The sequence below is a fragment of the Iodobacter sp. CM08 genome (assembly GCF_033446605.1).
Classification (GTDB): Bacteria; Pseudomonadota; Gammaproteobacteria; order Burkholderiales; family Chitinibacteraceae; genus Iodobacter.
In genome coordinates, this window is sequence record NZ_JAWQUO010000018.1 from 1 (window position 1) to 20,954 (window position 20,954).

24 protein-coding genes and 1 other RNA gene are annotated in these 20,954 nt (G+C 46.0%); 8 read left to right on the top strand and 17 right to left on the bottom strand.

From position 1 onward, the window contains the following. Positions 1-67: 67 nt before the first annotated feature. From R6242_RS11755 to R6242_RS11770, 4 genes are all read right to left on the bottom strand, one after another. Positions 68-511, bottom strand: coding sequence for a type IV pilin protein (locus R6242_RS11755; RefSeq protein WP_318427005.1), 444 nt, complete (start codon positions 509-511; stop codon positions 68-70). A gap of 79 nt (positions 512-590) precedes the next feature. Continuing rightward, positions 591-1,091, bottom strand: coding sequence for a hypothetical protein (locus tag R6242_RS11760; protein ID WP_318427007.1), 501 nt, complete (start codon positions 1,089-1,091; stop codon positions 591-593). 4 nt (positions 1,092-1,095) lie between these two features. Next, positions 1,096-1,506, bottom strand: a complete 411-nt coding sequence (locus tag R6242_RS11765; RefSeq protein ID WP_318427010.1) for a type IV pilin protein — start codon at positions 1,504-1,506, stop codon at positions 1,096-1,098. Positions 1,507-1,991: 485 nt separating this feature from the next. Then, positions 1,992-2,960 (bottom strand): L-threonylcarbamoyladenylate synthase, encoded by a 969-nt coding sequence (locus R6242_RS11770; protein ID WP_318427013.1) that lies wholly within the window; start codon positions 2,958-2,960, stop codon positions 1,992-1,994. Between the two features lie 231 nt (positions 2,961-3,191). Between R6242_RS11770 and luxS the strand changes: the two genes are divergently transcribed. Beyond that, positions 3,192-3,701: an S-ribosylhomocysteine lyase gene (gene luxS / locus R6242_RS11775; protein WP_293935869.1), complete on the top strand. Its 510-nt coding sequence runs from the start codon at positions 3,192-3,194 to the stop codon at positions 3,699-3,701. A 42-nt stretch (positions 3,702-3,743) separates the two neighbouring features. On the opposite strand, the gene R6242_RS11780 is transcribed toward luxS, so the two are convergent. From R6242_RS11780 to R6242_RS11815, 8 genes are all read right to left on the bottom strand, one after another. Continuing rightward, on the bottom strand, positions 3,744-5,330 hold the full coding sequence (locus R6242_RS11780; RefSeq protein WP_318427016.1) for a DHA2 family efflux MFS transporter permease subunit: 1,587 nt from the start codon (positions 5,328-5,330) through the stop codon (positions 3,744-3,746). Positions 5,331-5,418: 88 nt separating this feature from the next. Next, on the bottom strand, positions 5,419-6,534 hold the full coding sequence (locus R6242_RS11785) for an HlyD family secretion protein (protein WP_318427019.1): 1,116 nt from the start codon (positions 6,532-6,534) through the stop codon (positions 5,419-5,421). Further along, positions 6,531-7,163, bottom strand: coding sequence for a TetR/AcrR family transcriptional regulator (locus R6242_RS11790; protein ID WP_318427022.1), 633 nt, complete (start codon positions 7,161-7,163; stop codon positions 6,531-6,533). Before R6242_RS11790 ends, R6242_RS11785 begins: the two co-directional genes overlap by 4 nt. 187 nt (positions 7,164-7,350) lie before the next feature. After that, positions 7,351-8,019: a Crp/Fnr family transcriptional regulator gene (locus tag R6242_RS11795; protein WP_130107477.1), complete on the bottom strand. Its 669-nt coding sequence runs from the start codon at positions 8,017-8,019 to the stop codon at positions 7,351-7,353. A gap of 52 nt (positions 8,020-8,071) precedes the next feature. After that, positions 8,072-8,743 (bottom strand): Crp/Fnr family transcriptional regulator, encoded by a 672-nt coding sequence (locus tag R6242_RS11800; protein ID WP_318427026.1) that lies wholly within the window; start codon positions 8,741-8,743, stop codon positions 8,072-8,074. Further along, on the bottom strand, positions 8,743-9,105 hold the full coding sequence (locus R6242_RS11805; protein WP_293935864.1) for a hypothetical protein: 363 nt from the start codon (positions 9,103-9,105) through the stop codon (positions 8,743-8,745). The genes R6242_RS11800 and R6242_RS11805 overlap by 1 nt, the downstream gene beginning before the upstream one ends. 131 nt (positions 9,106-9,236) lie before the next feature. Continuing rightward, complete coding sequence (locus R6242_RS11810; RefSeq protein ID WP_293935863.1) at positions 9,237-10,121, bottom strand: Tim44 domain-containing protein; 885 nt, start codon at positions 10,119-10,121, stop codon at positions 9,237-9,239. 379 nt (positions 10,122-10,500) lie between these two features. Further along, positions 10,501-10,857 carry a dihydroneopterin aldolase gene (locus R6242_RS11815; RefSeq protein ID WP_293935862.1) on the bottom strand — a complete coding sequence of 119 codons (357 nt, stop codon included), beginning with the start codon at positions 10,855-10,857 and terminating at the stop codon, positions 10,501-10,503. A gap of 82 nt (positions 10,858-10,939) precedes the next feature. On the opposite strand from R6242_RS11815, the gene plsY reads away from it, so the two are divergent. After that, complete coding sequence (plsY, locus tag R6242_RS11820) at positions 10,940-11,551, top strand: glycerol-3-phosphate 1-O-acyltransferase PlsY (protein ID WP_293935861.1); 612 nt, start codon at positions 10,940-10,942, stop codon at positions 11,549-11,551. Positions 11,552-11,894: 343 nt separating this feature from the next. On the opposite strand, the gene smpB is transcribed toward plsY, so the two are convergent. After that, positions 11,895-12,350, bottom strand: coding sequence for an SsrA-binding protein SmpB (smpB, locus tag R6242_RS11825; RefSeq protein ID WP_130107483.1), 456 nt, complete (start codon positions 12,348-12,350; stop codon positions 11,895-11,897). Positions 12,351-12,413: 63 nt separating this feature from the next. Here smpB and R6242_RS11830 point away from each other — a divergent pair, with 63 nt between their 5' ends. The 6 genes from R6242_RS11830 (at position 12,414) to R6242_RS11855 (ending at position 15,833) form a co-directional block, all read left to right on the top strand. After that, positions 12,414-13,400, top strand: a complete 987-nt coding sequence (locus tag R6242_RS11830; RefSeq protein ID WP_318427032.1) for an asparaginase — start codon at positions 12,414-12,416, stop codon at positions 13,398-13,400. Positions 13,401-13,464: 64 nt separating this feature from the next. Beyond that, positions 13,465-13,562, top strand: an RNA gene (gene ffs / locus R6242_RS11835) — signal recognition particle sRNA small type. 319 nt (positions 13,563-13,881) lie between these two features. After that, positions 13,882-14,439: a septation protein A gene (locus tag R6242_RS11840; protein WP_293935859.1), complete on the top strand. Its 558-nt coding sequence runs from the start codon at positions 13,882-13,884 to the stop codon at positions 14,437-14,439. Continuing rightward, complete coding sequence (locus R6242_RS11845; protein ID WP_318427034.1) at positions 14,439-14,738, top strand: YciI family protein; 300 nt, start codon at positions 14,439-14,441, stop codon at positions 14,736-14,738. Before R6242_RS11840 ends, R6242_RS11845 begins: the two co-directional genes overlap by 1 nt. Then, a complete protein-coding gene (locus R6242_RS11850) occupies positions 14,695-15,006 on the top strand; it encodes a BolA family protein (RefSeq protein ID WP_318427036.1) in 312 nt (103 codons plus the stop codon). The genes R6242_RS11845 and R6242_RS11850 overlap by 44 nt, the downstream gene beginning before the upstream one ends. 44 nt (positions 15,007-15,050) lie before the next feature. Next, positions 15,051-15,833, top strand: a complete 783-nt coding sequence (locus tag R6242_RS11855; protein ID WP_318427038.1) for a peptidylprolyl isomerase — start codon at positions 15,051-15,053, stop codon at positions 15,831-15,833. 102 nt (positions 15,834-15,935) lie between these two features. Here the strand turns inward: R6242_RS11855 and R6242_RS11860 are convergent, their stop codons facing one another. The 4 genes from R6242_RS11860 to R6242_RS11875 form a co-directional block, all read right to left on the bottom strand. After that, positions 15,936-17,327 carry an L-serine ammonia-lyase gene (locus tag R6242_RS11860; RefSeq protein ID WP_318427040.1) on the bottom strand — a complete coding sequence of 464 codons (1,392 nt, stop codon included), beginning with the start codon at positions 17,325-17,327 and terminating at the stop codon, positions 15,936-15,938. 65 nt (positions 17,328-17,392) lie between these two features. Further along, a complete protein-coding gene (locus tag R6242_RS11865; protein ID WP_318427042.1) occupies positions 17,393-18,697 on the bottom strand; it encodes a serine/threonine transporter in 1,305 nt (434 codons plus the stop codon). 70 nt (positions 18,698-18,767) lie between these two features. Continuing rightward, the gene (locus R6242_RS11870) at positions 18,768-19,394 is read right to left on the bottom strand and encodes a transcriptional regulator (protein ID WP_318427044.1); all 627 of its coding nucleotides are present in this window, start codon (positions 19,392-19,394) and stop codon (positions 18,768-18,770) included. A 368-nt stretch (positions 19,395-19,762) separates the two neighbouring features. Beyond that, on the bottom strand, positions 19,763-20,512 hold the full coding sequence (locus tag R6242_RS11875) for a YdcF family protein (RefSeq protein WP_318427046.1): 750 nt from the start codon (positions 20,510-20,512) through the stop codon (positions 19,763-19,765). Positions 20,513-20,954 lie beyond the last annotated feature (442 nt).

Consider the following 20,954-nt stretch of genomic DNA (forward strand, 5'->3'; position numbering starts at 1 on the left):
CAATTGCGGCAAAGATTTCATCCATTCGTGAAATACAGAAGATTTCATGATGCTTTCTCCTTGCGACCTATATTTCAGTATAGCGAGAAGAACGTATTTCAACTGTTAACGCAGACAGAGCCTTAGTGAATCCACAATCGGCTCCTGTTGCGGTTCTGTCATTGTTCTGCTTAAGAGTAATGGTGCAAGTGCTGCCATATTTAGCGCTTAGGGTGTAAGTATTGGGGGTCCAGCTTGTTGTGTAGACAAAGTCTTTGCGGGATGGATTCCAACCCTCCATCAGTGTTTTTGTGGCTTCAGTGCTTGTGCTTGTGCCCTCCGCACCATAAGAGAGATTGCGTTGCAGCTTTTGCTCAAAATACAAAGACAAAGAAACCAAATCACCCGCAGCAGATTTGGCGGCGGCTTGGCGGATATAGCGCTGATAACTAGGCACCGCAATGGCCGCCAAGATGGCAATAATGGCCACAACAATCATCATTTCAATTAAAGTAAATCCATTTTTTTTCATAACATCTCTTATAAATATTCTTTGCGAAAAGCGCGTTGGCTTAGGGCTGTTTTCTAGGGTTTAGCTTTAATACTGCTTTTTAAAGTGTTTGTTCTTTGCTTATCGCTTCTTTGTTTTTTCTAATTTGATTTAAATTTGCAGTGTAAAGATCAGTAGATTGTGTCTCTGCTTCAATTTGGTTAAGTAGGCGGCTGCGGATTTGTGGGCTTTTTTCGTGATTGGTCTGGTTTAATAGCGCGGCAATTTTGGCTTTCGCCTCAGTGATTGCTTTTATATTACGCAGCTCCATTTTATTGAGGACTTCTAGCGTTTCATTGCTGGCACTGGCTGGTGTGGACGCGGTTGATTGAAAACGACTCTGTTGTCCAGTAGCTGGTCTAACTGTTTTCAAGCTTGCTTTTGGTGACATTGTTGTGGCGTCTCCATAGGAAACGCTGCCATCGGCTTCTCGTTGTACATACACCGTCGATGCGATTGCTGTTGCCGCCATGAGCGAGGCACCGAAAGTTAATATTTTACGAAGCATAATCAAATAACCTTGTTGAGATGAGGCGCTTAAAACCGTTGCATTAAAATGCATATTTTTATTTGGGCCAACAAGCGGGTGGGGAGTGTGTTGTTTGCTTGTTGCTTATTGTCATGACTAAAGTTGTACAGCCTTGGTCTAGTGCTTGAGAGCTGCCCTTTATTGCGGTTGCTGTAATGCGATAGCTTGTTGCAGTTGGGGTCTTGATCAGTATGTTGTAATAACCATGTTTTGTTTTGATAGCATTGCCAGCTAAATTAAATCCCATTGCGCTAAGCGCATTACTATAGCTGTTGTTATTCACCCGCCATTTTTCCTCAGCCAGCTGGATCTTCGCCATCATCAGTACGGCATCGTTGCGGCGGCTTTTGCGCACCATCTCTTGATAATAAGGCAGGGCAAAGGCAGCAATGATGGCGATAATGACCAGTGCAATCACCAGCTCGATCAATGTAAATCCTCTGCTCATAAGGTATTCACTTAGGGTGTTTTATTTACTAGTAAGATGGTAGTGGTATTACTGCTGATGATCAATCTATTTGTAATCTTCAAGCAGAACGTAGGTGTATTACCGATGAATGGCATGGGAATATAATGTTTCTATAATATGAGATGGCTGCAGGTGCAAAACAAGCTTGATATTTAATTGTTTACTAATGTAGTCTTTTATTCTAATTTATTTGTATTTAATGTCTTATTGTTTGATTTTTATATGAATATTTAGCATTTTTAAAACTATAAGTAATGCTGTTCTTAGGTAGATAGAGTGTTTTTTGCTTGGTTTTCGAGTGTTTTGTAAGTGTTTTGACTTGATTTTCAATTTAGATAAGTGATGGTGATTGGCGTTGTTTATGCTTGATGAGGTAGGAAATTGGTATTGGCTATTTTTTCTAGGCAAAAAAAATCTCCTTCGCGCCTTGCTGAAGGAGATTTTTAAATCGGAGAATAAAGCGTTTAATCGCCCAGTTTTTGATGCGCTGCTCGGCCAAGGCGATCGTGCACGGCAAGCCATGCTGCTTCACCCTGAGGAAGAACCAGTAAAATAGCATCTAAGCCTTGCTGGTCTAAATCACGTAAGGTGGCGTAAATAACTTGCGCATAATCATTGGCGTTATCAGGCATGACTACACTCTGTGCGCTGATGTTTTGCGTAAGGGCTAAAGTATGCACAATCGCTAGTTTTTGCCCGCTGCGCCGGATTGCTTCGGCCTCAATCTGTGCTTGGGTACCTGTTAACAAAGTGGTGCGCGGTGCATAGTGCGAATCTAATAGGCCAGATACACGGATGTTGGCGGTTGAGGTGGATTTTTGATGCTCAATCGTTTGGCCGAGTACCGCTTCAATGGCGGCCCGTGGTACGCCACCGGGGCGTAGTAGTACGGGTTTGGGGCCAACGAGGCTTACAATGGTCGATTCAACCCCGACATCACAAGCGCCACCATCCAAGATTAAAGACAGTACCTCAGGGCTAAATTCATCGCGTACATGCTGGGCGGTGGTGGGGCTGACGTGGCCAAATTGATTTGCGGATGGCGCAGCAAGCCCGCCACCAAAGCGCTTTAATAGTTCATGCGTAATAGGATGGGCAGGCGCACGCAAGCCAACGGTATCTTGGCCGCCAGTTACGGCATGGGATACTTGGGCTTGTTTCTTAAGAATAAGTGTCAGCGGGCCTGGCCAAAAGGCATCGCATAGCTGCCAAGCGGCTTCGGGAATATCGGTGGCCCAGTCACTGAGTTGTTCTTTGCCTGCAATATGCACAATAACTGGGTGATCGTTGGGGCGGCCTTTGGCGGCAAATATCTTGGCCACGGCTAAAGGCTGAGCAGCATCAGCTGCTAAGCCATAAACGGTTTCTGTAGGGATGCCGACCAGCTCTCCAGCGGACAAAAGGGCGAGGGCTTGATCCAGATCGTGAGTCATTGGCGCTTTCGGGCAAAAGAGCCAATTATACCTTGATGCACTGCCTACGCGAAGGGTGCTGGATTTCTTATAGTGCTGAACTACTATTGTTAGCGCTGAAATTATGATTTTCAGTTATATACTCAGGATGGATAAGTCTTTTACGCGCGATAATATCAACCGTACCCTGCAATAATATAATGCGTGCCCCAGTGGGTAGTTACAGTAAATAAACATCAGAAAGGATGATAAATGCCCTTATTAGATAGTTTTACCGTTGATCACACACGCATGCAGGCGCCTGCCGTGCGCGTTGCAAAAACCATGCTCACCCCAAGTAAAGACACCATTACCGTATTTGATTTGCGTTTTAGTGTGCCTAATCAAGAGATTCTTTCTGAGCGTGGCATCCATACGCTAGAGCATTTATTTGCGGGTTTTATGCGTGATCATTTGAATGGTGATGGGGTAGAGATTATTGATATCTCGCCTATGGGCTGTAGGACTGGTTTTTATATGAGCCTATGCGGTGCGCCAAGTGAGGCACGCGTGGCCAGCGCTTGGAAGCTGGCGATGCAAGACGTCTTAACGGTAAAAGAGCAAAGCCAAATCCCTGAGCTAAACGAGTATCAGTGTGGCACCTTTGTGATGCACTCACTTGAAGAAGCGCAGGGTATTGCGCGCAACGTGATTGAGCGCGGCATTGGTGTGAATCGTAATGATGAATTGGCGCTATCGGATGCGCAGTTGCAAGGGCTTTAATTTGTATTGGGTGGGTAATAAAAATTGCCCACCCAATATTTATTAATGCGATAAATCGCTGCCTGCACTCATTTGCTGATTTTTCATTACAAACAGCAAGGGCATTACACAAAGCATAGCTAGGCCGAATAGTAAAAAAAGGTGCGCAAATGAAAGCATTTGTGCTTGCTTGGCAATCTGTTGGGCCAGCAGCGCTTGGGCTTTGATGGGGGCGAGCGTTTCGGGTGTGCCTATAAGTAATAATCTACTTTTTAATCCGGCCAAGCGCTCAATTGTTTGTGCGCTATTGGCAATCACATGCTCATTAAGCGCCGCCCGTTTTGCATCGCCTAATTGTGCTAATAAGGTGGCAGAAACCGCAATACCTACGCTGCCGCCTAATTGGCGAGTTAAATTATAGAGGCCAGCGGCATTAGGAATTTGCTGTGGCAAAATATTTGCCATCGTTAAAGTATTCAGCGGCATAAAAATCATGCCCAAACCCATGCCGCGAATAATCATTGGCCAAAGAAAATCACTCATGCCTGAATCAGGCGTGAAATGATAATGCAGCCACATCCCATACATAAATAGCATTGCGCCAATAGCAATTAACACGCGGGCGGATAAACCCCTCGCCACCAGCTTGGCTGAAATAGGCATCATCATGCCTGATGCCACCGCAGAAGGTAAAATCATCAGCCCCGTTTGCCATGCGGTATAGCCCATGAGGCTTTGTACATAAACGGGGAAAATAAATACCGTAGAAAAAAGCGATGCACCTAATAAAAACGTCATGACTAGACCTGCAGAAAACTGCAAGTCTTTGCAGATGGCTAAATCGACAATAGGATATTTTATTTCTAATTGGCGAATCACAAAGAAACTTAAAGAGAAAAAACTGACTAGTGCATAACTAATAATCTCTGGAGACGTAAACCACTCCAGTCGCTCCCCACGTTCTAGCATTAGCTGTAATGCGGCAATGCCGGCAGCCATAAGCAGCAAACCAATATAATCAATTTTTTTAATTACTTGCTGATGTTTAGAATCAGGCATGTAAATCAGCGTTAAAAATAGCGCAATGCCGCCTAGTGGCAAATTAATATAAAAAATCCATGGCCAAGAGTATTGATCAGTTAACCAGCCGCCTAAGGTGGGGCCAAGCATGGGGCCGGTCATAATCCCCATGCCAAAAATAGCCATGGCCGTACCCATTTCCTTGCTGGGGAAAGTTTCAAATAGCGTAGATTGCGCCGTAGCAATGAGCCCGCCACCGCCTAATCCTTGCACAATACGCCAAAATACCAGGCCACCGAGGGTAGTGGCATTGCCGCAGGCAAAAGAAGAAAAAATAAACAGTGCAATAGATAAAATAAAGTAATTTCTGCGGCCAAATAATTGTGATAAAAAGCCAGAAATAGGTAAAACAATCACATTGGCAACTACGTAGCCAATCGATACCCAGGTAATCTCATCTAAGGTTGCACCAAGGGTCCCCATCATATGGGGAACGGCAACGTTAACAATACTGGTGTCTAATAGCTCAAGCACGCAGGCGAGCGTCACCGTAATCGCAATAATATAGCGATTAGCATAAATTTTTTCTGGGGTATCCGAGCGGGATAATCCCGGCAAAATATCTTTCATATCGCCCTTGGTTTCATTCTATTCGGTATTAAGGGATACGGCATACCGCCGCATCTCTATCTGTTTTAATCTGTATTTGGGATGTTTTTTATGGCGTATGAATCGTGACATTCACGGATAAACCAGGGCGCAATGGGGAGCCTTTTGGTAATTCATCTAGAATAATTTTAACCGGCACGCGCTGCACTACTTTGGTAAAGTTGCCGGTTGAATTATCAGCGGGTAATAGGGTGAAACGTGCGCCTGTGGCTGGGCTAAAAGAATCCACTTTGCCTTTTAGCTTTAAATCTGGAAAAGCATCTACTTCAATTTCTGCTTCTTGGCCTAGCTTAATTTGTTTTAATTCGGTTTCTTTTAAATTGGCAATGACCCAAATTTTATCTGTTGGCACTAAATACATCAGTGTTTGGCCGGCTTGAATCATTTGACCCGGCTCCACCGCTTTTTTGCTGACTACGCCAGCAGCCGGTGCATAGACTTGGGTGTCTATCAGTTGATTGCGGGCAAATTGTAGGGTGGCTTCTGCGGCCAGTGCCTTGGCCTGCGCAGACTTGAGCCCTGCCGATGAAACGGCAACTTGCTGGCCTGCGGCATTGGCACTCTCTTTGGATGTGCGTAAGGCGGCTTCAAGCGCGGCGATTTTTGCTTCGGCGGCTTTGACTAGGGTGTCTGCGCTTTCTAAGGCAGATTGGCTTAACATTTTTTGCGCAGCTAGCTCTTTGCTGCGGGCCAAGTCTTTGCGTGCTTTGGCTGCATTGGCGCGTGCTTCGGTGATTTGTGCCTCGGCGGTTTGCGATTGCGAGCTGGCAGCGGCGGCATTGGCTTCTGCTGCGGCGATTCGTGCTAGCGCTTCACCTGGCTGTTTGTCATGACCAGCGGCAGAGAGTGCCTGACGATAGTCGGCTTCAGCTTGCGCTACTTTGACTTGATAATCACGTGGATCTAGCTCAATCAGTAAAGATTTTTGTGCCATTTGTTGGTTGTCACTTACGGGTACAGCTTTTACATAGCCGCTAACACGGGCGGCAATGGGCACAATATGGCCTTCTAGCTGGGCGTTATCGCTACTCACATGGTGTTTACCCCACCACCAGCGGTAGCTTAAAAAGCACAGCACAATCAGTAAGATAAGCAGCAGAATATTGCGTGCAGGGGAGGCCGGTTTTGTGCTCATTGTTTTGTCCGCTGTGGGGGTCGTGCTCATGACTGCTCCGAAAGGGCGATGCCGTTGAATATAATATCAAGGTGAAAATCGGATAATTGATTCAAACTGTAAGTAATTGGATCAAGCTTGGCGTAGGTATGTCGCCAGATACTTGTCAGTAAAATAGGGGAAAAGATGGTTCTGGCGAGCATATCTGCATCAATTGGGCGAAATTCACCGCTGTCTATCCCTGCCTGAATCAGGTGAATTAAGAGTTTGCGTGAGCGTTTAACCACAGTTTCAATATAAAAATCGCTTAGCTCAGGAAAATTCCCTGCTTCTGCAATCATCAGTTTTGTGATGCTGCCTTTGCATTCGTTCATTGAGCTAGCCCAGCTGCTCATCGCGGTTTTTAAGCGTTGGGTGGCAGAGGCTTGGCTACTCATGGCGGCTTCTTCAATTCGATCCAAATTAGGTTGGATTGTTTCGAGGATCGCCGCCTTAAACAGTGCTTCCTTGCTAGAAAAATACAAATAAACCGTGCCCTTGGTGACGCCTGCAAAGCGGGCAATGTCATCAAGTTTGGTGGCTGAATAGCCTTTTTGATGAAATAGCAGTAGCGCCGCTTCAATGATTTCAGCGGGTCGGGCTTCTTTGCGTCTTTGGCGGGGGAGTGGCTCAATCTGCATTGATGTATACTTTATTTAATAACTGACTGGTTAGTTATTAAATAGATAGGCAGAAGTAATGTCAAGAACATGGGCGTATCGGGTGGTAAAAAATAAGGGCGGCTCACCTTTGCCAGCAGTGGTTTGCTGGCAAAGGTGAGCCGCCCTTATCAATTAAAATGAGGCCTGTGCCTCGCTTATGTGGCTTTTAGAAGCGTTCTGGCAGTTTTTGCAACAAGATAATGCGCTTGTTTTCTAGGCGGATATAGCCACCAAATACCAGCTCTTTCAGAATACGGGCGATCATTTCACGAGATGAGCCAACTCGATCGGCAATGGCTTGCTGGGTGAGCGGTTCAGAAATCATTTCTTGGCCATCGGCTTCGGTGAGCATGCCTTCAAATAGTGCACGAACACGGCCATAAACATCGAGCAAGGCTAGGTTTTTCATGGTCAGCGATAGGCGGCGTACCATACGGGCCAGATTCATAATCAGCTGATCTTTGGCATTCGGTAAGGCACCCAGTGCTTCACGGAAGTCTTGCTTAGAGAACATCAAGAATGATGAATCGTCTTCAGTTTGGGTAGACCATGAGCGTGGCTCGTCGTCAATCAGCGATACTTCGCCAAATACATCGCCTGCTTCGCCAATCATAAAGACAAATTCCTTGCCTTGATTGTCGCTGGTAAACGAGCGTGTACGGCCTTCTAACAGGATGTACATGGCTTCGCCAGGATCACCCTCACGAAAGAGGAAGGTGCCTTTAGGTAGGTGGCGCTTTACGGCTGCATTTAAAACGATGTCTAAATCTTCATCAGCAAAGTCTTGAAAAATAGCAGTTTGCGATAGAAAGTTTTTAAGTAAATGATGGTCCATGACGATTATATCTCCGTGGCTCAATGCCTATTTTTGGCAAAAGTATTGGGTGTTAAAAATGTTCAGGTAGTTTTTGTAGCAGCACAATTCGGCGGTTTTCAATGCGAATATAGTTGCCAAATACCAGTTCACGCATTAGTTTTGCAATCATCTCTCTGGATGAGCCAACACGATCTGCGATGGCTTGTTGAGAAAGGGCTTCTTCAATATAGCGGTGGCCGTTTGCTTCTATGGCTAAACTTTCCAGTAATAGCCGCATACGGCCATATACATCCTTTAATGCTAACGACTTCACCATCTCTGCTAAGTAACGATTGGTGCGTATCATGTTTCGTAATAAATTTTTGTTGAGTAACGGGTTTTTTTCCAGTAGCTCAAGAAAAGTATTTTTGCTAATGCTGAGTAATTGACAGTCTTCGGCGGCATCAATTGAGAGTGCGCGTGGCTCTTCATCAATAAGGGCCATCTCGCCAAAGCTACTACCTGCTTGTGCTACATAAAAAACAAACTCTTTCCCTGTATCTGCGCTAGAAAAACAACGTAATCGCCCTTCAATGAGTACATACATTGATTCGGCAATATCGCCTTCAGCAAAGAGTAATGCTCCCTTATTGAGGGTGCGGCGATTGGATATTTTTTCAATTGCCGCTAGGATATCGTTGTCTAAGTCCGTAAATAAGGGGACGGAGGCCAATAATTGGCGAAGCGTTAAATGTGGGCTCATTAGTGTTCTGCTTTATCGGCTTCCGCTGGTTTTTCTTCGGAGGCATCATGCTTTTCGGCTTTTTTGGGTGCAGTAGACACGGCCGGAATGGCTTCATCCTCTGGAGGTGAAATAATGTCTATTTTCTTTTGCTGCATATACTCATTCATATCTTTCCAGCCCGCAAAAATATCTGCTTTGGGAACCCTAGTATTGCGGCGATAGCAATCTTCTAGTGCTCGCCCGCTATGGCGGCAGGCAGCACCTATTGCCTTGCCATTTGCCTGCTGTTTATTGACAACTTCCATGACTTTGTCGCAGCCACTGAGTGCAATTAATGCTGCAAAAACAATAAAGGGTTTAATTATTTGGCTTATTTGCATCGTTAGTATGCCAACAGTATTTTCATTAATCTCAGTGTAAGTGAAAAATCAGTAGTCTGTTTAAGCTTATCTTTAGCAAAACAAAGACCGACGGTGAGTCGGCCTTTGTAAGGTGCTAGTTAATAGGCAATTTATAGTTGTTGAATCCCAGCAACCATCCAACGTGGGTCGCCATTGATTGGGCGTACAAAATGCCAAATTTCTTGGAACGATTCAGGCGCTGCATGCAATGATTCGCTGACCTTGCCATAAAAACGCACGCTAGAAATCATTCGCCCTTCTTCTGTGGCGCAATCAATTAACTCGGCATTAAGTTCTGGAAATTCTGCAGGCTCTTCATTGCCGCTGATGTCTTTACTTAACTCATTAAACAGCTCTGGAGAGAGGTATTTACGCATTTCATTGACTTGCTCAGGGGAGTGCAAGGTTTGCATATGCATAAAGCTGCCGCGTGCTTGGCGTAAAAATGCGGCAGTCTCGGTGCCATCAGGCAAGCGAGTGATGGCTGCGGAAACCGGAGCTGCGCTCGCTGCTTGATCGCCCATACGGAATACGCGATCTTGCGCAGGATTGTTGTCCTGTTGTGGCATTGAGCTTGCCATGCCAGCAAAGGCTGGGCTGGCCGCTTCTTTACGCTTACGCATCATGCGCATCACAAAGTATCCACCCGCGCCTAATAGCAGTAGCAAGCCCCAAGGGAAGCCGCCACCTGAAGATTCAGAGGTGCCAGATGCGTGATTAGAGTTCAGTAGGTTACCAAGTAGGTAGCCACCTAAAGCACCAGCAGCAACGCCACCAAGAATTGAGCCCATGCCACTACGTTGTGGTTGTGGGGCTGCAGGTTGTTGCGCAGGTGCCACATTGCGTTGTGGAGGAGGCGCAGCCGGACGTGTGGTTTGACTACGCTGCATGCCGCTAGAGCGGCCACCGCCTACTCGTTTTGCTTCAGCAATGCCGCTAGCAAATAAAGATGCAGTGAGTAGGGTAACCATAAAAGTACGACTAAATTGGCTCATGCCAAGTCCTTCAGTGAAAGATTCATAGCTATTAGTGAGGGTAGAGGCGAACAAGTTCAAGTCTTTTGCAAAAAAAATGCAAAATGACTTGTAAGCAGAGGTGGTGGATGGCGAGTTTTAAAAACATTACCTCTGTACGCTGGCAATGTTTGACGCCATATTTGACTTTAAATACTTGATGTTATGCAGTCGAATTAACAATAATATTTTGATTTTACGAAAACGGCTAAGACAAGCTGCTGCAACGCCCATAGACAAAAGGTAGGCGAGCTGCTTGCTACCCCGTGTTTTATATTGGGTGTAGCAGCAGCGCACCTACGATGTTTATGGTTTTTTCTTAAGGTTCAAGCAGAAGATAAACACAGTAGATGCCGGAGCTCTAGCCGCGGTGGCCACGCTCTATGGTGACGCCAACTCGGCCTACCTCATGCAAGATGCCCAGCTTGGTAACAGAGACCTTAGCCCAAGGCGCGCCAAAGTCTTGAAGAATAAGCTGGGCAATATGCTCGGCTAAAGCTTCAAGCAGTAAAAAATGGCGCTCTTCGAGTACTTTGCGAATGTGTTTAACCACAGCATCGTAATCAATGGTATCGACAAGATTGTCGGATACACAGGCTCTTGCAGAAGGGATGCCAATTTCCAGATCGAGCTCAACAACCTGAGGCGCAACGCGTTCCCAGTCGTACCAGCCAATAAGGGTGCTTGCACGCACGGTGTGTAGATAAATGATGTCCATGATGGGGTGACTTGATTGGGTTTAACCCAGCAGCGGCCATTTAGCTTAAAATCGGAAGCTTACGATTGTAGTGGATTTAGGTATGACACCGTTAATTCTAATTTTAGTCAGTTATCTAATTGGCTCGCTTTCTTTTGCCGTGATTGTCTCTAAAGCCAGTGGTTTGGCCGATCCGCGTAGCTATGGCTCGGGCAATCCAGGCGCCACAAATGTGCTGAGAAGTGGTAATAAAAAGGCCGCCGCACTCACTTTATTGGGCGATGCCTTAAAGGGCTGGCTGGCGATTGCCTTGGCACAGTGGCTGGCAATGCGTCTTGGGCTAGGCCCAGAAGTGGTGGCTTGGGCTGCTATCGCGGTCACTGTTGGGCATATGTGGCCAGTATTTTTTAGCTTTAAAGGCGGTAAGGGCGTGGCCACGGCCGCAGGTATTTTGTTGGCGCTGGATTGGCGGCTTGGCTTAGTGACTTTGCTGGTTTGGCTGGTGGTAGCTAAAGGGCTGAAAATTTCTTCTTTAGCCGCACTATTGGCTGCTTTATTGGCGCCGGTTTTGGCGTGGATTTGGCTGGTATCAATGGCACAGTTCGCGGCTGTTGTTGTGATTTCAATTTTGCTGATTTGGCGTCATCAAAAAAATATCAGAGATCTTTTAACCGGCAAGGAAGGACAGATTGGTGAGCAAGTCGGTAAAGAGTAGTGTGTCTTTAGTTCGGGTTGCTCGCCTTAGTAAAGTTTGCTTGTGTTGCCTTGGGCTGAGGCTAAGCTCGTTTTTTAGTATTTATCTAGGCACTTTAGGTGGCTTTGTTCGATAGATTAAATTGCTCTACTCAGGAAGAAAAATATTGATCGCTGCCAGTGGCTAATAGTTTAGCCCCCTTGGCAGAGTTTTCTGAGCATCTGCAAAAGCTTGTTAAGATTGAGTAGGCAAGGCTGGCATTACAGGATGGGATGGTTCGTGTGCGAGCAGTGCAAAAGCCGTAAACATGAAAAAGGGCAGCGCTGCGGCTGCCCTTTTTTCCTGAGATGGCCACGTTGGTGGCTCAGGAGTACTTGTTATTGGCACGAACAATTTGCGCTTTTTCGCGCACCCATTCGCGGTCTTTCTCTGTGTTGCGTTTATCGTGCTGCTTTTTACCCTTGGCTAAACCAATATCAAGCTTAATAAAGCCATTCTTAAAATGCATATTAAGCGCGGCCACGGTGTACCCTGCGCGCTCAACTTTAATCGATAGTTTTTCGATTTCACGTTGATTAAGTAATAATTTACGTAAGCGTGTTGGCTCAGCTAAAACGTGGCTCGATGCACTAGTGAGCGGGGAGATATGCGCCCCCATTAGCCAAAAATCGCCACGTAGATACACCACATAGGATTCTTTGAGTTGTACGCGCCCAGCACGAATCGCTTTAACTTCCCAGCCTTCTAGCATAAGGCCTGCTTCAAAACGTTCTTCAATAAAGAAGTCGTGAAAGGCCTTTTTATTATCGACGATCGACATCGTAATGAGTCCGGTTTTGTTTCACTAAAGTTTGATTCTAACACTTAACACAGGAACACACTGATGCGGAAAATTCGCGTTATTTACACAGGTGGCACAATTGGTATGCTGCCAAGCGAAGAAGGCTATGCGCCAGCGCCTAATTACTTACAGAATCAACTGCAAAAACACTATCCTGGTTTATCAGTGTTGGAGTACACCCCTTTGCTAGATTCTAGCGAAATGACCCCCGCGTTATGGAATCGCATCGCTGCCGATATTGCTGCAGATTATGAGGATTACGATGGCTTTGTGCTGCTGCATGGCACAGATACTATGGCGTATACCGCTGCAGCGCTGTCTTATATGCTAGAAAACCTAGGCAAACCGGTAGTGGTGACGGGCTCGCAGATTCCTTGGTGTGAGCCAGGTACAGATGCACTAGAGCATGTCGCTGCGGCCTTGGCCTTGGCGGCTATGCCTGATTTTTGCGAGGTGGCCGTGGTCTTTGCTGGTTTGTGCCTGCGCGGTAATCGAGTCAGAAAGATTGATTGTGATGGCATGGCTGCATTTGCATCCCCCAATTACCCTGTACTGGGGGAGTGGTCAGAAGGGCGCTGGCAAATGTTAGGTGTGGCAGCGAGTTTGCCACCAGCACTTGGGGTGTTTCGCTTGCAATGCGTTGCCGATAAGGCAAAAGTGGTTGCCGCCAAACTTGCCCCAGGTTTTAGTGCAGAATGGCTGGCAGCCTCTTTGCAAGGCTTGGATGGTGTGGTGCTAGAAACCTTTGGTGCGGGTAATGCGGGCAGCCAGCCCGCTTTAATGGCGGCTTTATTTGCTTTGGCGGAAAAAAGCTTGGTGGTAAATTGCACGCCTTGTTTAATGGGGCGGGTAAAAATGGGGCGCTATGCCGTGAGCGGTAGTTTGGCCGCGATGGGGGTGTTAGATGGCGCAGATATGACGCCTGAGGCCGCCTTAGCTAAGCTGTATTACGTGCAAGCCAAGCATTTGGATCGGGCTGAGCAGGTCGCGTTATTTTTGTTGCCGATCATGGGCGATCGCACAGAATAACTTTTTAGCGCACTTGGCTTGGTGTTTTAGTTTTACTGTGCTATAGTGCGCCCCAATGTTCGACGGCGGGTCTCCTCGCATAGCTAAAAAGTGAACTTGGTCAGGTCCGGAAGGAAGCAGCCACAGCTTTTGATGCTAGTGCCGAGGGTTAGGCTCGCCACCTCCCCTTTTTAGTGATGTATTCTTATTTCACTATCGTGTTATCTCGATTTATCCCCTCATTATTAAATATTAAAAAATAATATTAAACAGCTTTATTTTGTGTGGATTTTTTAATCTGCGGTGCTTATGCGGCGATTGATCCATATCAATACGCTAAATGCCCGTTTGCGCCAGAATGGCTTTCACGCGAGCTGATGCTTCGTGTATCTCCAGTGGTAATTTTGCGCCGCGCACTGTCGCGGCGCTTTTTTTGTCTGCATTTACTTGTTTTCGTAAAAATGGGTCAGCATAATGCGGCATCTATATTGCGACGATACTGATGAAAGCCCTTTTTGATCTCTTCTCCGTTATCCTGTTTTTTGTTACCTACTCAATTACTAAGAGCATTTACGCTGCTACTGGGGTTGCTATTGCAACGACGACAGCACAGGTGGCTTGGTCTTGGTTTAAGCATCGCCATGTTGATGCAATGCTATGGCTAAGCTTTGGTTTGATTACCGTTTTGGGTGGGGCAACGCTGTTATTGCATAACAAAATGTTTATTCTGTGGAAACCCACTGTCTTGTATTGGGTCTTTGCCGTTATTTTGTTTGGCTCCCGCTATATTCGCGGAAAAAACCTGATGCAAAACCTCATGGGCCAGCAAATGACGCTCCCTGCCAAGCTTTGGGATCGGGTTAATTTGGCATGGGTCTTGTTTTTTGTGAGTATGGGCATACTTAATCTCTTTGTTGCCTTTAATTTCCCTGAAGATTTGTGGGTGAAATTTAAAATGTTTGGTACATTGGCGCTGACACTGGTATTTGTACTACTGCAAGCCTTTGTGCTTTCACGGTATCTTACCGATGATGCAGCAACAAAAAAGGAAGAGTCCTAATGCTTTACGCCATGATTGCTGAAATGCATCCAGATGTGGCTGTAGCGCGCTCGCTAAGCCGTCCGGCGCATTTGGCTAGGTTAGAAGAGCTGAAAGCGGCAGGTCGCTTAGTGTTGGCGGGGCCTTTTCCTGCTATTGATGCCGTTGACCCTGGCCCTGCTGGTTTTACAGGTAGCTTGATTGTGGCTGAGTTTGATACACAGCTAGCTGCGCAGGCGTGGGCTGACAATGATCCTTATGTAAAAGCAGGGGTTTATGCAAATATCATTGCAAAGCCCTTTCTTCATGTTTTACCCTAGCCAAATGATTAGCGAAGAAATACACTTACGCCTTGCTGTATTGAAGCCGGAATACGTTGATGTTTACGATGATAGTGCCGCACATGCGGGCCACGCAGGAAGCGTGGCTGGCGGTGGCCATTTTGATTTAACCATCGTTTCTTCAGCGTTTGCAGGTAAAAATACTTTGGCGCGTCATCGAATGGTGATGGCTTTATTTGCAGATTTAATCCCACATCCAATCCATGCGCTCAGTATTAAAAAAACACTGACGCCGGACGAGTTGTAAAATCTATCGAAGCTTTACTGACTTGAGAACAAAGGACTGAACACATGCGTCAACCGAATCGTATTGCTCTTGCTTTAACTGCTTGCTTTTTGTCAGCTTCATTTGCAGCAACTGCTGCCAATGTAGCGACCGTTAACGGCGTTGCTATTCCTGATAGCAAGGTTGATTTCTTCCTAAAGCAAGTGGCAGAACGTGGTCAAAAAGATAGCCCAGAACTGCGTGCACGTATCAAGGAAGAATTGATCCGCAACGAAGTATTGTTCCAAGAAGCACAAAAGAAAGGCGTGGAAAAAAGCCCAGAAATACAGCAACGTCTTGATATGGCAAAGCAACAAATTCTGGTTGGCGCTTATGTGAATGATTACGCAAAAGCAAACCCAGTAAGCGATGCAGAACTTAAGAAAGAATACGATAAAATCAAAGTGAATTTCAGCGGCAAGGAATACAAAGCACGCCATATTCTGGTTAAAACCGAAGAAGAAGCGAAGGCTGTTCTGGCTGACCTGAAAAAAGGTAAGAAGTTTGAAGATCTTGCTAAGGCAAAATCTGCAGACAAGGGTAGCGCTGTAAATGGTGGCGATTTGGGCTGGTCTACACCAGCTAACTACGTGAAAGAATTTGGCGAAGCGCTGGCTAAATTGCCTAAGGGTAAGATTTCTGATCCAGTGAAGACTCAATTCGGCTACCACATCATTAAATTAGATGATCAACGTGAAGCTAAGGGCCCTTCATTTGAAGAAGTTAAACCAGAATTGACACGTGAGCTGCAAGGTCAACGTGTGCAAAAAATGGTTGAAGAATTACGCGCTAAAGCAAAAGTTGAGTAATCAATTTAGCGAGTGCTTATCGATTTTGTTATAAATCGATAGCCCATAAAGAAGCCCCGCTCATTGATTTGGCGGGGCTTTTTTATGGCGGAATTAATTCAATTACGCAGGGATTTTATCTTTAAATACGATGGTTTTTACCGCGGGAGCCGTAATCAACAGGGCGAGTCCGCCGCAGGATGTTTCACGGTATTTGGCATCCATGTCTTTGCCTGTGGCGTACATAGCGGCAATAACTTTATCTAAAGACACCTTGGGCGTGCTGCTGCGGTGCATGGCCATTCTGGCGGCATTGATGGCTTTAACTGCGCCGATCGCATTGCGCTCAATGCAAGGAATTTGTACTTGGCCGCCTACAGGGTCACAAGTCAGGCCTAGATTGTGCTCCATCGCAATTTCTGCCGCCATGCATACCTGTGTAGGGCTGCCCCCCATTAGCTCTGCTAGCCCAGCTGCAGCCATAGAGCATGCCACGCCTACCTCACCTTGGCAGCCCACTTCAGCGCCTGATATAGAGGCGTTAAGCTTATACAGGCAACCAATCGCACCAGATGCCAAGAAAAAGCGCAGTGCGCTGTCTTCATTAAGGGGCTGAATAAAGTGATTGTAGTAAGACATGACGGCCGGAACGATGCCACAAGCGCCGTTGGTAGGCGCAGTAATCACTCGCCCACCTGCGGCGTTTTCTTCTGACATCGCCATGGCATACATATTGACCCAATCCATCACATTGAGCGGATCTTTTGCAATATCCAGTGAGCTAGTCAATAAATGATGCAGGGCAGGGGCACGGCGTGGGATGCGCATGGGGCCGGGTAGGTTGCCTTCGGTTTTCATACCGCGCTCGATACTGCTTTGCATGACCTTCCAGACTTTAGCGAAATGGCTATGAATATCTTGTTGGTCGTGGAATGCTTTTTCGTTTTCGAGCACGAGGGCTGAAATGGATAAGCCACTTTCTTCGCACATTCCTAGCAAATCATCGGCACTTAAAAAGTGATAAGGCACGGGCTGATCATTGCAACTACCTACATTAAAGTGTTCTTCATCGACGATAAAACCGCCACCAATCGAGTAATAGGTTTTGCTGAGGCAGCATGTTTCGCCGATAAAAGCACGTATGGTCATGCCGTTTTCGTGCAAGGCTAAATTACTATTCTGAAATTCAAGTTTAAAGGCAACACGCTGTTGGGTGCGGCCTAAGCAGATCGTGCCACTTTGCTCAACGTCCTGCACGATGCCCGCTACGCTATCTAAATCGACGGTTTCAGGCAGGTTGCCAGATAAGCCCAGAATAATAGCTTGATCCGTACAGTGGCCCTTGCCTGTTAAAGATAGCGAGCCATAGCAATCAACGATGACTTTGTTAACCGCACTAAATTGGCCTGTTTCTTTTAGTGTGGCTAAAAATTGATGACCCGCTTTCATCGGGCCAATGGTGTGTGAGCTGGATGGGCCAATGCCAATTTTGTAAATTTCTAGGGTGCTAAACATGACAGATTCCTTGTAAAAACAGCCTGCCTATAGAAAGCAGGCTGTGTGTTACATATGGTTTTGTTTTAAGCAAAGAGGCTGTAGAAGATGGCTGAGATAGCAATCAGGCCGATCAAAACAACAAAGGCATTGCTTGCTACGCCAGAGTACTTACGCATGGCAGGCACTCTATGAATGGCGTACATCGGCATCAGGAACAGCAGTACGGCGATGACTGGGCCACCCAGTGTTTCAATCATTCCCAGAATATTTGGGTTGATGGTGGCAACAAGCCAAGTCGTGATCAGCATAAAGATTGAGCTGTAACGTTCTAACTTAGTATTAGAAATACTTTTACCACGTTGACGTAATTCTTTATGTACCAAGCCATGCAGACCTTCTTTTGCACCAAGGTAATGGCCTAAATAAGACTTAGTAATGGCAATAAAGGCAATGATAGGGGCCATCCAAGCAATAACAGGATTATCAAAGTGGTTAGCAAGGTAAGAAAGAATCGAAATATTTTGGGTTTTGGCAGCGATTAAATCGGCAGGTGCCAAGCTAAATACACAGCTAAATACAAAGAACATCACCGATAGCACCATCATAATGTGGCTACGCAGTAAGATCTTTGATGCCATTTGATCTTCTTTGCCTGGGTGTAGTTTCTTTTGGCCTACCGCAAAGGAAGAAATAATGGGTGAGTGATTAAACGAAAACACCATTACCGGAATAGCAAGCCATAGCGTTTTATAGAAACCGGCGCTGCTAATTGCATCCGTAAAACTGCCTGCATGATCAATCACTGAGCTATTCCAGTTAGGAATCAGATACATAGCCAAGATCATCAGTGCAAATACAAAGGGATAAACTAATACACTCATGGCTTTAACAATAAAGTCACCACCCAAGCGCACGATAGACATTAATCCCAAAATTAAACACAGCGCAAAAATGCCGCGTGTGACTAGATCGGTCCCCACCGCGATATGCATTTGATGGGTAAGGAAAGACAGCACCGTATTGGTAATGGCAACGCTATAAACCAGTAAAATAGGGTAAATAGCAAAGAAATAAAGCAAGGTAATCAGCTTGCCTGCGCCTTTACCAAAGTGCTCTTCTACCACTTCAGTAATATCGCCTTCTTTTGTAGAGCCAGAAAGCACAAAACGGCTTAAGCCGCGGTGGGCAAAAAAGGTCATGGGAAGCGCTAAAAACGCCATGATGATCAAGGGCCACAGGCCACCAATCCCCGCATTAATTGGTAAAAATAAAGTACCCGCCCCTACGGCAGTGCCATAGAGGCCAAGCATCCAGACCGTGTCTTGCTTGGTCCAGCTGGAGGCGCTGCCCTTTGGTAGCGCTAGATCGTTGAGTGTTGTGTCGGACATGATGTTTTCTCTAGGTAAAAAATAATTGTTTTAAATTCGGTGGCTGGTGTGTGTAGTGCTTGATTTTTTATTAGTTGGTATTGTTTTTTAAATAGCGATAGAGCGTGGGCTCTGAAATGGCGAGTAAAGAAGCTGTTTTTGCAATAAATCCTTTCACCAGAAATACCCCGTTTTGCTCTAGTGTTTGCACGATGGTTTTTTTGTCGGTGCTGCTTAAGCGTTTGGCTTCGATGGGGTAGCTCGCTAGCGCTTGATTAATAATGTCGTCGCCTAATTGTTCTACTGAGTGACTGAGTAATTCTTCGCTTGGGCTGTTTTCCTCGTGTTGAAAATAATTACGCAGTAAATCGGCAGCGTGCTGTAGGTGATGGTCGTTGCGATTGATGCAGAGCATGGCAAGGGGCTGGCCCGCTGCATCTTGTAACAGCATGCTGGAGCTGCGCATGCGGTGGCCGTCATGGGTTTTGCCTGGGTAATTAGTGCGAAATGGCGCTTGGGCACTGCTCTGGCATTCATGCAGTAAGCGCAGGGCAAAATCAGTGGCTGGAGCACCAATTTGTCGGCCAGAAATTGGGTTTTTAATGATGCAGAGGGAGCGTTCAAGCTCGGTCATATCGTGCACCGCGATCTCTACGGATTCCCCCATCACTTGTGAGAGAAACTCGGAAAGGGTGTTGAGGTCTATCGAGATATGCATGATAAAAATTTCTTGTCTTGATAAGTTGATGCGAATTCTACCCTCAGTATTTTGTTTAGTATGTTGGATTAAGTACGTTTGTTGATAGTCATCAATAAATATTTTTTCACAAAAATAAAAAATTATTAATATAAAATTCCAAATAATTAGCTAATTTGCATATTTTATTAAAAATGCTGAGTGTTTAGCGCATTTTTATAAATTTTGGCACATAAAGCTAATGTCATATAATTTACTTTTTTGTTGTATGTTTAGCAAAAAATGCGAAAAGCAACACCCACCCTTAAAAAAGGGGGGGCTTTGTATGAAGTCTTATGGCATAAGGCTTGGGGAAGTATTGGGTGGGGCGGAAGGACGCTAAGATTATGCTAGGCGTTAAGGCGAAGTTTGTACCAGAGCAGGCCAAGTAGTTCGTGTAAGGCAAAGCTGCTATTGATGAGCGCGTTTGATTTTGGCAATAAGGATAAGATGGAAAAAGGCTCTTGATTGGCATAATCAGTCGGCGCTATTTCCACGTTTAATCCCACCGATTCAAACGCAATTTTTGCGCGTGGCATATGTACAGCTTGGGTAACCAGCAATATTTTTGCACCCTTGGGTAGCAGCTGGGCGGTAAATTGGGCATTTTCTTGGGTATCAACGGATTCGTTTTCAATCCAGCGCACGGGGATATTGAACTCATTGACTAGTATTTTTGCCATGAGCTCGGCTTCGCTGATGCCACCAAGTGGTTTACCGCCACTCACTAAGACCGGCAACTGGCTTTGTTTTGCAAGTTGGGCGGTGTAGCGCAGCCGAGTAAGTGTGGCGTTGTTGATGGTTTCGCCTTCAATTTGATCATAAGCTGCAAAACGCTTGCCGCCACCTAGGCAAACAAGGGCAACAATGTCTTTTGGAATCGATGTGAGCGCTGGCGGCTCGATGAGGCGAAGTAATGCATTGGCAACGATAGGTGTTGATAAGAGGGTGAGTGTAATCAAGCTACTGGTGATGATGCCCCTCCCCAGTCTGGGCTTGCGGGAGAGTAGCGCAAGCCCAATCGCGATAAGTAGTAAAAAAAGCCCTGGTGGAAGTAACCATGCGGCAATCGTATTTTTGGCGAGAACGGCGAGGTGCATAATGCTCTAGTGCTGTGAGGGTGGGGGATTATATCGCTGATGCCTTACGGTAGTATTGTAGGCGCTGATAAAGTTGACTCCATGTTCCGGGCAAGGTAAGCCAGTATGCGGATAAAAAAGGCTACCTACTCCGGAAAGGGTGAGCCAGTGCGCTGGCTAAAATAGCCCCGCACTTTAGTCGGGTCTTTGAGCCCACGAAAGTATTATTTAACTGATGTTACGCAGTAAAAACCTAAATCTTGAACCACAGAGAGCACGGCGTTTCACAGAAAAAAAAGGGATTAAATTTAGCTGTTTTGTGGGTTTTTTAGGCGCTTCCAAACCCAGTCTCCTGAGTTTTTATCGCTATTCGTGGCGCAGGGCTTAAAGCTTCCCTTAAATCACGCATCCAATCCAGCGGGGTGGGGGGCATGTGCGCTAACTAATAAATGTGCGCTAACTA

Coding starts and splice junctions, on each gene's coding strand:
- R6242_RS11755 (WP_318427005.1), bottom strand. CDS start 511: ATGAAAAAAAATGGATTTACTTTAATTGAAATGATGATTGTTGTGGCC.
- R6242_RS11760 (WP_318427007.1), bottom strand. CDS start 1,091: ATGCATTTTAATGCAACGGTTTTAAGCGCCTCATCTCAACAAGGTTAT.
- R6242_RS11765 (WP_318427010.1), bottom strand. CDS start 1,506: ATGAGCAGAGGATTTACATTGATCGAGCTGGTGATTGCACTGGTCATT.
- R6242_RS11770 (WP_318427013.1), bottom strand. CDS start 2,960: ATGACTCACGATCTGGATCAAGCCCTCGCCCTTTTGTCCGCTGGAGAG.
- luxS (WP_293935869.1), top strand. CDS start 3,192: ATGCCCTTATTAGATAGTTTTACCGTTGATCACACACGCATGCAGGCG.
- R6242_RS11780 (WP_318427016.1), bottom strand. CDS start 5,330: ATGAAAGATATTTTGCCGGGATTATCCCGCTCGGATACCCCAGAAAAA.
- R6242_RS11785 (WP_318427019.1), bottom strand. CDS start 6,534: ATGAGCACGACCCCCACAGCGGACAAAACAATGAGCACAAAACCGGCC.
- R6242_RS11790 (WP_318427022.1), bottom strand. CDS start 7,163: ATGCAGATTGAGCCACTCCCCCGCCAAAGACGCAAAGAAGCCCGACCC.
- R6242_RS11795 (WP_130107477.1), bottom strand. CDS start 8,019: ATGGACCATCATTTACTTAAAAACTTTCTATCGCAAACTGCTATTTTT.
- R6242_RS11800 (WP_318427026.1), bottom strand. CDS start 8,743: ATGAGCCCACATTTAACGCTTCGCCAATTATTGGCCTCCGTCCCCTTA.
- R6242_RS11805 (WP_293935864.1), bottom strand. CDS start 9,105: ATGCAAATAAGCCAAATAATTAAACCCTTTATTGTTTTTGCAGCATTA.
- R6242_RS11810 (WP_293935863.1), bottom strand. CDS start 10,121: ATGAGCCAATTTAGTCGTACTTTTATGGTTACCCTACTCACTGCATCT.
- R6242_RS11815 (WP_293935862.1), bottom strand. CDS start 10,857: ATGGACATCATTTATCTACACACCGTGCGTGCAAGCACCCTTATTGGC.
- plsY (WP_293935861.1), top strand. CDS start 10,940: ATGACACCGTTAATTCTAATTTTAGTCAGTTATCTAATTGGCTCGCTT.
- smpB (WP_130107483.1), bottom strand. CDS start 12,350: ATGTCGATCGTCGATAATAAAAAGGCCTTTCACGACTTCTTTATTGAA.
- R6242_RS11830 (WP_318427032.1), top strand. CDS start 12,414: ATGCGGAAAATTCGCGTTATTTACACAGGTGGCACAATTGGTATGCTG.
- R6242_RS11840 (WP_293935859.1), top strand. CDS start 13,882: ATGAAAGCCCTTTTTGATCTCTTCTCCGTTATCCTGTTTTTTGTTACC.
- R6242_RS11845 (WP_318427034.1), top strand. CDS start 14,439: ATGCTTTACGCCATGATTGCTGAAATGCATCCAGATGTGGCTGTAGCG.
- R6242_RS11850 (WP_318427036.1), top strand. CDS start 14,695: ATGCAAATATCATTGCAAAGCCCTTTCTTCATGTTTTACCCTAGCCAA.
- R6242_RS11855 (WP_318427038.1), top strand. CDS start 15,051: ATGCGTCAACCGAATCGTATTGCTCTTGCTTTAACTGCTTGCTTTTTG.
- R6242_RS11860 (WP_318427040.1), bottom strand. CDS start 17,327: ATGTTTAGCACCCTAGAAATTTACAAAATTGGCATTGGCCCATCCAGC.
- R6242_RS11865 (WP_318427042.1), bottom strand. CDS start 18,697: ATGTCCGACACAACACTCAACGATCTAGCGCTACCAAAGGGCAGCGCC.
- R6242_RS11870 (WP_318427044.1), bottom strand. CDS start 19,394: ATGCATATCTCGATAGACCTCAACACCCTTTCCGAGTTTCTCTCACAA.
- R6242_RS11875 (WP_318427046.1), bottom strand. CDS start 20,512: ATGCACCTCGCCGTTCTCGCCAAAAATACGATTGCCGCATGGTTACTT.